Origin of the sequence: Chryseobacterium indologenes (genome assembly GCA_016025055.1) — a bacterium.
Taxonomy (GTDB): domain Bacteria; phylum Bacteroidota; class Bacteroidia; order Flavobacteriales; family Weeksellaceae; genus Chryseobacterium; species Chryseobacterium indologenes.
In genome coordinates, this window is sequence record CP065590.1 from 286,728 (window position 1) to 298,770 (window position 12,043).

Below are 12,043 nucleotides of genomic sequence, written 5' to 3' on the forward strand. Positions count from 1 at the left end.
ATGAAGCTTTCAAAAAAAATATCATATAAAAATATAGCATGCCTTTTTAGTTGTGCTATATTTTTTATACTGACTTCGTGTGAAGAGGATCTTACCAAGCGAAAAGGCAGCGAAAGTAAAAACTTCCCTTCCCAGGTCATTAATAATGCTAATATTATACAGCGTGATTCCGGCTTTGTCACCATGAAAGCCAAAGCCCCCATTATCGAAAAATATGAACTTATAGACAGCATCTACACTGTAGCCAGAAAGGGAATTAGTATTGAGTTTTTTGATAAGAAAAAACCTAAAACACCGGGAACCATCAAAGCCAAATATGCTAAGTTCTATGACTATAAAAAGTTCTACGAAGCAAAAGGAGATGTAAGAATCACCACCAATGAAGGGCAAAAGTTTGCCATGCAAAGTATTTACTGGGATCAGAGAAAAAAAAGAATCTATACCAAGGATACAGTCTATGTCACCATGGAAGACGGCTCCACACTGGTAGGCGCCAATGGAATGACTGCCAAAGACGACTTTTCTGAATATACTTTTTATAATAACTCCGGAGATTTTAATTCTAAAAGAATTTCTGAAAATAAAAAATAACTTCTGCTTATCATGAAAACTCTTGCTATTGGACTGATGTCAGGAACAAGCCTGGACGGATTAGACATCTGTCTTGCAGAGTTTGAACAACAAAAAAGAATGGACCTTTACAATCCTCAAGACTGAAACAATTCCCTATTCATCCGTTTGGGAAAATAAGCTTAAAAAATGCTATTCATTTACCTGCAGAACAACTTCTGGAACTCCATTCAGACTACGGTTTTTATCTTGGGCAACAGGTTAAAGATTTTCTCAGAAAGCATGAGCTCAAAAAGGTAGACTTAATTGCTTCACACGGCCATACGATTTACCATCAGCCTCAAAGAAAATTTACCCTTCAGATAGGTGACGGAAGAGCTATAAAACTGGAGACCGGATTACCCGTAATTTACGACTTCAGAAGCCAGGATGTCCTGATGGGAGGAAATGGAGCTCCTCTGGTTCCCATAGGGGATCATCACCTCTTTTCTCAATATAATGCATGTCTTAATCTTGGTGGGTTTTCTAATATTTCGCTGCAATCTGCCGGTAAAAGAATTGCTTTTGACATTTCACCTGTTAATATCGTTCTAAATTCGCTGGCCCAACAATTAGGTGAAAATTTTGATCATAATGGAGATATGGCCAGAAGGGGCAAAATAAATCATATCTTGCTGGAGCAGCTTAATCTACTGGATTTCTATCAGCAACCTCATCCAAAATCTTTAGGAATAGAATGGTGTAACCGTTATGTATTTCCATTGCTTACCAATACGGATCCACTAGATTCGTTGGCAACATTTACAGAACATATCGCAGACCAGATTTCTTATGTCATTAATAAGAATATGATTGGAAATATTCTCTTTACCGGAGGAGGTGCTTACAATACTTTTCTCATTGAAAAAATAAAGTCAAAAACAACATCTGAAATCATCATTCCGGACAAGGAAATTATTGAGTACAAAGAAGCACTGATCTTCGCTTTTATGGGAGTTCTGAAAATGCATAACGAAATTAATGTTCTTTCTTCTGCTACGGGAAGCATTTCGGATCATTGTTCCGGTCTAATGGCATAAATACCCTATATCTCCTACTCTTTTCACTTATAAAATCCTATCCTGTACTGTTATTTGAGGGTGAGGTCTTCTTTTCTGAGGTATTCCCATTTTAGATCAGGCCTATCTCCTGCTTTTTCAACCTTTTAAAATTCACGCAACCTTATACATAATACGACACTGTTTGTCGCATTGCATCAATATATTTGTAACAGAGATTAAGAAAAATTATACGATTCACAATCCTTGGAAGTATAAAAATGGTATCTTATGCCATTCAAAAATTGATACAAAACATGAAAAAAATCTACTTGGGATCTATTTCCCAATATCGTTTCAACAGATATAGAAGTAAATTCAAAACTTTTATAGTTGTTTAGTTATTAATAACTTACAATTTGCAGATTCATGAATTTTGCTTGATAAATTCATGAATCTATAAATCATTCATTTGTATCATGATCCATCTTATCTCATCTTTACCCAACAAAAAATTATTAATCTCAAAAAACAATATTTATGAAGAAACTTTATCTCGGCGCATCTGTAGTATGCGCATTCTTACGGGTGTCTGCCCAGGAAGTTCTCTGGCAGAAAGACATCAAATCTTCCACTCAGGATTTTCTAAGCCAGGTCACTACGACAATTGACCAGCAATATCTTATCACAGGCAGTTCTATCCGGTCAGCAAGCACGAAGCTAGAGGCTGGAAAACAACAGAATAACGGTTACGATTTCCATGCAGTCAAACTCAACCAACAGGGAGAGCAGGCTTGGGAAAAGTATTTCTCAGGATCAAATCATGATTATCTATCCTCTACAGTAACCACTCAGGATGGTGGATTTCTGTTGGCCGGAACTTCTTATTCCGGGAAAGGATTGGACAAAAAGACGATTCTAAGGGTGGCTCGGATATCTGGCTGATCCGAATCAATGAGTTTGGAGATGAATTATGGCAGAAAACGCTTGGAACCTCGGCGGATGAAGAAGCCAGGGCAGTTATTCAGACTACCGATTTAGGATTTTTTGTAGCCGGAAATGTACAAAATTCATCAAAAGGATATGGCTCCAAAGATGTCCTGATCATCCGATTGGACAAAGACGGAAAAGAATTGTTACAATTGATTGTAGGGGGCAAAGGTCTGGATGAAGTTGAGAAGATGATTCCGACCAGGGATGGAGGAGCGTTACTGGGAATATATTCGAGGAGTTCTGAGGTTCGTGATACAAGGTCTACCACTTCAGACCTGAATAATAAAACCCCAAATTCCGAATCCCGTTACTCAAAATCCAGCAGCAATTTCGGTGAAGGTGATTACTGGATTGTAAAGCTCGACAAAAATGGAAAAGTAGAATGGGAAAAGGATTTCGGCGGCAAAGGAGATGACCATATCAGAACGCTGGCTCTTACTGCTACAGGTTTTGTTATCGGTGGAGAATCAAGATCCGAAAGGTCAGGAAACAAATCTGTAGGAATTGAAGAAGGCACAGATCTATGGTTGATTGCTGTAAACGAAAGAGGTGATGAAGAGTGGCAAAGATCCTACAATTTCAAAAACCGGGATATCCTGATGGGAATGAATGTGATGTTGAAGAGCCAAGAATCAAGATCCAAGAATCAAGATGTTACCACAGGAATTTTACTTGGTGGTTATACCCAGGCGGAAGGAAGAGTTCAAAAGGACGATGAAACCTTCTGGATGCTCTATCTGGATGGCAACGGCAATGAACAGTGGAGAAAACATGTAAGCGGAGAATCGAGACAAAAAGAAGAGCGACTTTCGGACTTGAAACTGAATAGAGACGGCTCTATCATTCTTGCCGGAACCAGTGCCACAGAATTAGGAAAGGAAAACTGGAAGATCGTAAAACTGGGAGATAAACAGATAGACCAGCTGATTCCAAAATATGATATTAAAATCTATCCGAATCCTGTTTCAGACTATGCATACGTAGAAATCGGCTTTGATTTCAAAGAAACGGAGATAGTGTTGTACGATATGAGCGGAAGACAGCTTCAGAGTTTGAGAACAAAGAATAAAGTGACTAAGATCAACACGCAGGCTTTAGTTCAGGGAGCGTATCTGGTGACCATAAAAACGGATAACAATAAAACGGCGAATGCTAAATTGATTAAAAAATAAACACTTATGAGAAAAAACATAACATTGGCAGGAATTGCTATTTCTGCTTTGATGTACAGCCAGAATGCTCCTCAGGATTATACCACCAATACCAATAATGCGGGAAAACATATTCCCAAAATATCACCTACCAGTCCTGAATCATTTAAATTTAGTCAGTATGGAAATGTTCCTATAGGAATGTTTACGGGAGCTCCTAATATCAATATTCCCATTACAGAACTTTCAGTTGATGGTACGAGCATTCCCATCTTTTTAAACTATTCTTCTAATGGAATCAATATTGATGAAATGAATGGTTCTGTAGGGCTCGGATGGACTTTTATTTCAGGAGGGGTGATCACCAGAACCATCAGGGATAGAGCTGATGAAGACAGTAGTTTTGGAAGCGGAGATGTTCCGCTAATTGACAACTCTCCACAGTTGACTGAATACTTGAAACTCTGTGAAAATGATGATTTTGATTCCGAACCGGATCTGTACACCGCCAATTTTGGGGGATATAACGTAAAATTTTTGATAAGTAAAACAGATAAGATCGTTATGATCGATCAGAAAGACTACCAAATTCTAAGAAATGATAATGGAAATTTATTCTCCATTATACTGGATAATGGGGTAAGATATAATTTCAATGCCACAGAAAACATACAAAACCGAACCCTTAATACAGGAAGCCATCAGCCGCCACAACAATATATACAATCCTGGTATTTGACCTCTATTGTCACCACCAGTGGACAGATCCTGACCTTGGAGTATCAGGATGTAAATTATACGACCATTCTTTCGCAATCTCAAACGATGGCCTATACTAAAACAGTGCAGCAGAAGTATAGCGAGTTACAATATGACGATCTAAATGATTTATATTATTGTACTCTTAAGCCATATACAATACCACCTGATCTAGGCCTCATTGCAGATTTAGAACAGTATGCAGCGGGTAAGCAGCTCAAAAAAATATATGATTCGAATAATAACTCCATTGTTTTTTCCTATTCAGCCCAAAATGGAGATTATTCAAAATTGACTAATATCAAAAAGTATCATCAAAATATTGCTGTAGATGATTATAGTTTTAATTATACCACAACAGGTGCTTCAAGGCTTTTCTTAAATGAAATACGGGATAATAAAACCAATTCATCCCATAAATTCACCTATTATAGCCCTGAGATTTTACCTTCCCGATTGAGCTTTTCCAGGGATATGTGGGGATATTATAATGGGGCAATCAATACTAATCTTGTCCCGCAGTTATTTGTAAGTACTGATCCCATAGCTCCTCAATATAATGGAGCTAATCAGGGTGTAAGTCAAACTAAAGGTTATTATGGTTTATTAAAAATGATCACCTATCCAACGGGAGGCAATACTTTGTTTAATTATGAAAGCCATAAAAGGAAGGAATATGTTTTGATTCCGGCAGTAAAAACCAATGTTCAAATCAATACATTTACTCCTCAAAATGACTTTTCTACTTCTAAAGAAGTTATTATAACTCCTAATAAGACAGGGCCTGTTGAGATTAATCTTTCTAATTATCTATATCCTTATGGAAATTGTCAGGGTAGTTCAGATTTAGAAACTGAAAAGCAAGAAGCTCATCTGGAAGTACGAGACCAGACGGGTAATCTTATAGCGAATTTAGATTCAAGTTTAAACAACAGCAGTCAGATTATTGTAAATGGGGTAAAAAATCAACCGTTGAAATTCACCCTGACAGCCATGTTTTTTGTTGTAATGCTTACGCACAGATATATTACTATGATCAGGATGATAAGTATGAGCTACAAGATGTTCTGAAAGGGGGATACAGGATTTCATCAACCGTAGACACTCCGAGTGATGGTCTCCCAGTTACTAAAAAATATCATTATATCCAGGACAATGGAGAATATTCTATTAATGTTACCAGAGACCCCGTATTTATTGAGGACAAATGGACTGCTTCTCTGTGTATGGGTTCTAAGAATGGAATACCTGTATTTTCAAATTATACAGCAATCACCTCCTCAAATATAGCAAGATTATTTTCTTTTAATCCTAATATTTTTTATAGTACAGTTCAGGAAGAAATAGAAGGAAAAGGAAAAACCATCCACCACTATAGTTCTTATAAGGATAACCCAGGAAGTGCTCTTAGAGGAAACTTCATGGAGTCAGCTCCCTGGACGAATCTTGGCTGGAATAACGGAAAAGAATTATTAACCGTTTATAAGGACAATGCAGGAACCACCCTTAAAACGGTTGAAACGAAGTATGCGGAAGATCCCACAAGAACCTATTACTTAGGGGGTATCAGCCGTCGTAAAATTTATGAACCTATTATCCACGACAGCACTTGGTTTGATTTTCAAAATTTAGATGCTGTGTATTATAAAAACATCAGTCGTTTTACCTATTTAGAATCTCAGAAAACGACAGATTATTTTAATGGCACTCCTGTTGAAACGAAGACGGAATATTTTTATAATAACCCTTCACATTATCAGATAAAGAAAAAGAAAAAACACCCTGCCCGATGGCAGCATTAATGAGACGGAATACAGCTATGCTCATGAGAAAAACAATCAGCTGATGATTGATAAAAATATGGTCGGTATTCCGTTGGAGACCAATATTCAACAAACGATGGGCAACACGACCAAAATGCTTTCCCGAGCACAAACTATTTATCCTACATCACTCCCTCAGTCAGCAAGTGGAAATCTGATACTTCCCTTATCACAATATTCTTTTGACAACCAGAATCCATCTATTTCTTATAAAGAGGTAAGCTATGATAAATATGACGAAAAAGGGAACATTCTGCAATATACAACTAACGATGGTACCCCTGTAAGTATTGTATGGGGATACAATAAAACAAAACCTATTGCAAAAATTGTTGGGTCTTCTTATAGCCAGTTGGAAAATCTGATTGCCAATATTGTCGCAAAATCTGATGAAGATTCCGCTGATCCTGCTAAAGAAGCAGAGCTTTTACTGGCTTTTGAGAGTTTCAAACCAACAGGAATGGTCACATCATACACCTATGATCCTTTGGTGGGAGTTACTTCCATCACCTCACCTTCCGGCATCCGGGAAATATATGTATACGATAATGCCGGCCAGTTAAAAGAAATTAAAACACGGGAAAAAGACAATACAGGTAATTATGTTATTAAAGTTGTCAAGGAATTCAAATATAACTATAAGCAGTAAACACAATGAGAAAAATAATAACCCCTATAGGAATCCTGTTGGCAACAGGTGTTGCAAAAGCCCAGCTTAGCCCGCTTCCTAATAACGAAAACTATATACAAAGTAAAACCTATCTGGATTACAATGGTAATACTTCATCCAAATCATCCGAAACCGTTCAGTATTTTGACGGACTGGGAAGACCTAAACAGGTTGTCAATGTAAAAAGTTCACCTCTTGGAAAAGATGTAGTTACCCATATAGAGTATGATGGTTTTGGAAGACAGGTAAGAGAATATCTTCCCGTTCCTCAGCCAGGAACTCTGAATGGGGGCATTGTTCCCCTGTCTCTTGCTAATGCAACCCAGCCTGATATCTACGGACAGGAAAAAATATTTGCAGAAAAAATACTGGAAAACTCACCCCTCGACAGGGTTCAACAGCAGATTCAGGTAGGAAATGACTGGGCCGGCAAACCTGTCAAATTTAATTATGATGCCATTACTGTAGCAGATGGAGTAAGAAAGTTTGTGGCTACCACCAATATGGTAAACGGTACCCTTCAATCTGTACTTTCTGAAGACTGGCTATATAGAGACAAAGAATTGTATAAAAATACCATTACGGATGAGGACGGTAACAAAACCACAGAATTTAAAAATGGTAAAGGAAAGACTGTGGTCGTGAGAAAAATTGTAAACGGCGAAAATGCAGATACCCACTACGTATATAACGAATATGATCAATTGGCCTTTGTATTACCTCCCTGGCCAGCATAAGAGGCGATATTGTAGCCAATACCGTAAAACACGATGAATTGTGCTACCAGTACCGCTACGACGGAAAAAATCGCTTGATCGAAAAAAAGCTTCCGGGTAAAGACTGGGAATATATGGTGTATGATAAAGCTGACCGGTTGATTCTCACCCAGGATGTGAACTTACGTAATCAGGGCCAATGGTTATTCACCAAATATGATCAGTTTGGACGCATTGCCTATACCGGAATCATGCCCGGATCGACCCGTGCAGCCATGCAAGACCAGATCGGAAATCAGGTTATTACTGAAACGCAAACCAGCATTGGTTTTTCAAAAAGTGGAACAATTGCCTATTACACTAATGCTTTTCTCAGTAATTTGACCACACTTTTGAGCATCAATTATTACGATGCGTATCCCAGAGACAGCAGGAAATTTCCTCCGGCAAAAATCTTGGATCAATTCGTTATCAATGCTGATGGAGCCTCCAACAGTGGTATTTCAACACTGGGTTTACCCACCGCATCTTATGTAAAAAACATTGAAGATGATAAATGGACCATGAATTATATGTACTATGATACCAAAGGCAGGGTAATAGGAACTTACTCCTTCAATCATTTGGGAGGCTATACCCAAACAGAATCCAAACTCGATTTTGCAGGACTAGTTCAAAATTCAGAAATAAAGCATCTGCGAAAGCCCGATGAAGCTGAGGTAAATATAAAAGAACGTTTTGAGTATGATTCCCAAAACAGGTTATTAAAACATTATCACCAGGTAGACTTCTGGCCTGAGCAGTTATTGGCAGATAATACCTACAATGAATTATCACAGCTTAAAAATAAAAAAGTAGGAAATAATCTGCAAAATATTGATTACGCCTACAATATCAGGGGATGGCTTACTGATATCAACAAAGGTCAGATGTCAGTTCCTGATTTGGGAGGAAAATTATTTTCTTATGCCATAAAATACACCCAGAAAAATGGCATTACCAACCCCGATCCCGTTCTGTTTGCGGGAAAAGATGTACAGCCAAAATACAATGGGAATATTGCAGAAGTAGATTGGAGAACAGTGGAATCTATTGGAGCCAATCCTCCTCTGGAACCTAAAAGATATGGATATGCTTATGATGGACTGAACCGATTAACAGCAGGTTATTATCAAAATCCAAATAATCCCGGAAGTAAGGAGAATACGGAATCATTAAGCTATGATCTCAATGGTAATATTACCGGTCTTTACAGAACCGGCGTTACTGATAATAGTAATACACCTACCGTAATAGATAATTTAACCTATACTTATACAGGTAATCAGGCCATCCAAATCAAAGACAATAGTAACAATAAAACAGGATATGAAGGGATTTCAGGCTTTCCTATAGAATACGATCTTAATGGAAATATGAAAAGTATGATGGATAAGGAAATTACAGCGATTAATTATAATTACCTCAGCCTTCCAAATATGGTACAAATCGGCTTTGATCCTATAACCACATCCATTAAAACAAATTATCGTGCTGATGGCCTTAAACTAAGAAAAGAAAATACACGGACTTCGATAGGTTTTGGCGGCACAACCTGGACAAAAGAAATTACCGATTATCTTGATGGATTTCAGTATCTGAACAAAACATCGTCAGGAGGCAATGAGGAAATGTTCTCGTCCGTTCCGCAGGAAACCCGGTATGCATTGGAGCAACAGGCATTTAGTCTCAATGATAAGGTGGTGGCTCCGGACCCTGGTACCGGGAACGGGGGAATTATCAAAAACCCACACCATCCTGAGCTTCAGTTTTTTCCAACAGCAGAAGGATTTTATGATTATCAGAAAAAAATGTATATTTATCAGTATAAAGATCATTTGGGAAATGTAAGAATAAGCTATGGCAGAAGTAACGACACCGGGCTCCTTGAGATCACCGATGTGAATGACTATTACCCTTTTGGAATGAATCATCTGAAATCGGGAAATGCTTTCTTTGGAGCGGGTACTTATAAGAATTATAAGTATCAAGGACAAGAACTGCAAGAGACAGGGTGGTATAGTTTTAAGTGGCGAAATTACATGCCAGATACAGGAAGATTTTTTAATATAGATCCACTTTCTGAAAAGTATGCTTTTCAATCTCATTATAATTTTTCTGAGAATAGAGTTATTGATGCAAGAGAGCTTGAGGGGCTGGAAGCTAAGTTAATAAATGAAAATACAATTGAGTGGAGAGTTAAAATAAGCAATAACTTAGGAAGAGAATATAGTAAAACATTACTAGATGACACTTCAAAAATATTAAGTCAAAATGGAATACAATATAATATAGTTGAAGATTCTAGTTCACCTTTTACTCTTAATTTATCTCTCCCAAAATTAAATATAAAAACCTTAACTTTTACTACCGGAACATCAGCAATGGATGGAAATACTTATGATGGAGAAGTCACATCACAAGATACTCCTCGAACTGTAGCCCATGAACTAGGCCATAAGGCAGGACTAAACCACATATTTGAAAATAGTAGCAAAGTTCCTAATACAAAAGAGAATATGGACAACCTGATGAATTCAGATTCGAAAGATCAAGTCACTGAATTAAGAAATTCCGAAGGTACTAAGCTTAAGGATGTACAATCTCAAGATATGAAAACGCACATAAAAATTAAATATGAAAATAAAGAGAGAGAAGTAAAACAAAATTTAAATAATAAAAAGAATAATACAGAATGAAAATCCATATATTTTTAATAACAATGTTTTGTTTACTATCATTTAATATTTCTTGCCAAACGAAAAAAATATTTTATACAAAATATGAAGATCTTCCTTATAAAAAGCAAGAAATGGTAAAAACATATTTAGACCCAGTTAAAGAAACGTATCCAAAAAACGATAATGAAATAGGATTAATGCTTGGGTATAATTGTTTTTTAGGGCAGACAGTAACTATCAATAATAAGATAAAAAAGAATTTCAAGAAAAAAATGACAATCAGGATTATGGGATAATGATGATTAATCTTGAAAAAAGAAACAAGAATATTAAATTAAAATTTTCTGATGGAAAGAAAATTACTATTAAGCCAAAAGAAGGATATGATTACATTTTTTTATGTTATTACAAAAATTTTAATCAATGGAGTATTGAATATTATAATTATCCACACCTTCATCCATCAGAATAATCACTAGTTCCATATTTATCCATGTTAGCGATAAAGTACTATTCTTGCCAAGTTTAGAAATAAACAGGTTGCTTTTCAAAGCCGCCTGTTTTTGTAAAATAAGTATTTTTACAACTGTATGGATCTTCTGGGAAATGTACGTTTAAATTATATGAACAGCGGATCCGGACTAGAGATCATTGAGGAAAGTAATTATTATCCGTTTGGGTTGAAGCATGAAGGGTATAATACTTCGGTTGGAAATGCTGCGTATCAGTATAAGTACAACGGTAAGGAGCTTCAGGAGACCGGAATGTATGATTATGGTGCGAGAATGTATATGCCTGACTTAGGAAGATGGGGAGTGGTGGATCCACTAGCGGAAACTTCCAGACGTTGGAGTCCTTATACTTACGCTTTTAATAATCCTTTGAGGTTTATTGACCCAGATGGAATGCAGGCAGAAGATAAGATTAAGATCTTTAACAATGGTAACATAGAAAGAACAAAAGACAATAATGCCTATGATACTATTACCAACGAAGATGAGTCTAAGTCTATCCAGATTGCCCGTACAAATGTGACAAAAGATAATCCAACAGGTGATTCACAGATAGGGAATATGAAATCATTAGCTTTTGATTTGCCAGAAAGTGATGGGATGGAAGGTAGCGCAAGTTCAACATACAGCTATTTGCAAATACAGAACTATGATGTAGCAACTCAGTTCTTTGAATTTGCAGCAGAAAACACAAAAGTGGAATTTTCTCAAGATACATTTAATTTTAGTGATGGATACAGTACAAGCATTATAAGTACTAACCATTCTGTTAATCAAAGTGTAAATGCAGGTGCTATGTTGGGAGCATATAGTTTTGGAGGACATATTATACAAGATGGAACCCATTTTGAAAATGTACACTCCCATCCGCCCGGTGCAAACGTGGGTCCATCGGGTTGGAATGATAGGTTTATAAATAATGTTCCAATAATGACTTATGGTTTAAAGCAAGGAGATGCAAACTTTAGAAGTAATAACCCTCAAATTACAAATACGTATCAATATGGTACTTGGAAATGGCCAACGCCAGGGAAAGGGTATTTTAAATATGACTCAAAAAATGCAACATTTATTGGAGGTAAAAAGAATTAA

The 12,043-nt window shown here is 36.8% G+C and carries 8 protein-coding genes and 2 pseudogenes; all 10 read left to right on the forward strand.

What is annotated here, in order from left to right; genetic code table 11:
• Entirely contained in the window at nt 1-591 is a 591-nt protein-coding gene (lptC, locus tag H3Z85_01290; protein QPQ52177.1) for an LPS export ABC transporter periplasmic protein LptC, read from the forward strand.
• 12 nt (nt 592-603) lie between these two features.
• Nucleotides 604-1,649, forward strand: a pseudogene (locus H3Z85_01295) (anhydro-N-acetylmuramic acid kinase).
• Nucleotides 1,650-2,147: 498 nt separating this feature from the next.
• A pseudogene (locus H3Z85_01300) lies at nt 2,148-3,772 on the forward strand (T9SS type A sorting domain-containing protein).
• Between the two features lie 6 nt (nt 3,773-3,778).
• The gene (locus tag H3Z85_01305) at nt 3,779-5,581 is read left to right on the forward strand and encodes a hypothetical protein (protein ID QPQ52178.1); all 1,803 of its coding nucleotides are present in this window, start codon (nt 3,779-3,781) and stop codon (nt 5,579-5,581) included.
• Between the two features lie 155 nt (nt 5,582-5,736).
• Entirely contained in the window at nt 5,737-6,312 is a 576-nt protein-coding gene (locus H3Z85_01310) for a hypothetical protein (GenBank protein ID QPQ52179.1), read from the forward strand.
• 43 nt (nt 6,313-6,355) lie between these two features.
• Nucleotides 6,356-6,982, forward strand: a complete 627-nt coding sequence (locus H3Z85_01315) for a hypothetical protein (protein ID QPQ52180.1) — start codon at nt 6,356-6,358, stop codon at nt 6,980-6,982.
• A gap of 5 nt (nt 6,983-6,987) precedes the next feature.
• Nucleotides 6,988-7,740, forward strand: coding sequence for a hypothetical protein (locus H3Z85_01320; protein ID QPQ52181.1), 753 nt, complete (start codon nt 6,988-6,990; stop codon nt 7,738-7,740).
• Between the two features lie 74 nt (nt 7,741-7,814).
• A complete protein-coding gene (locus tag H3Z85_01325) occupies nt 7,815-10,457 on the forward strand; it encodes a hypothetical protein (protein QPQ52182.1) in 2,643 nt (880 codons plus the stop codon).
• Nucleotides 10,454-10,735: a hypothetical protein gene (locus H3Z85_01330; GenBank protein ID QPQ52183.1), complete on the forward strand. Its 282-nt coding sequence runs from the start codon at nt 10,454-10,456 to the stop codon at nt 10,733-10,735. Before H3Z85_01325 ends, H3Z85_01330 begins: the two co-directional genes overlap by 4 nt.
• 294 nt (nt 10,736-11,029) lie before the next feature.
• Entirely contained in the window at nt 11,030-12,043 is a 1,014-nt protein-coding gene (locus H3Z85_01335; GenBank protein ID QPQ52184.1) for a hypothetical protein, read from the forward strand.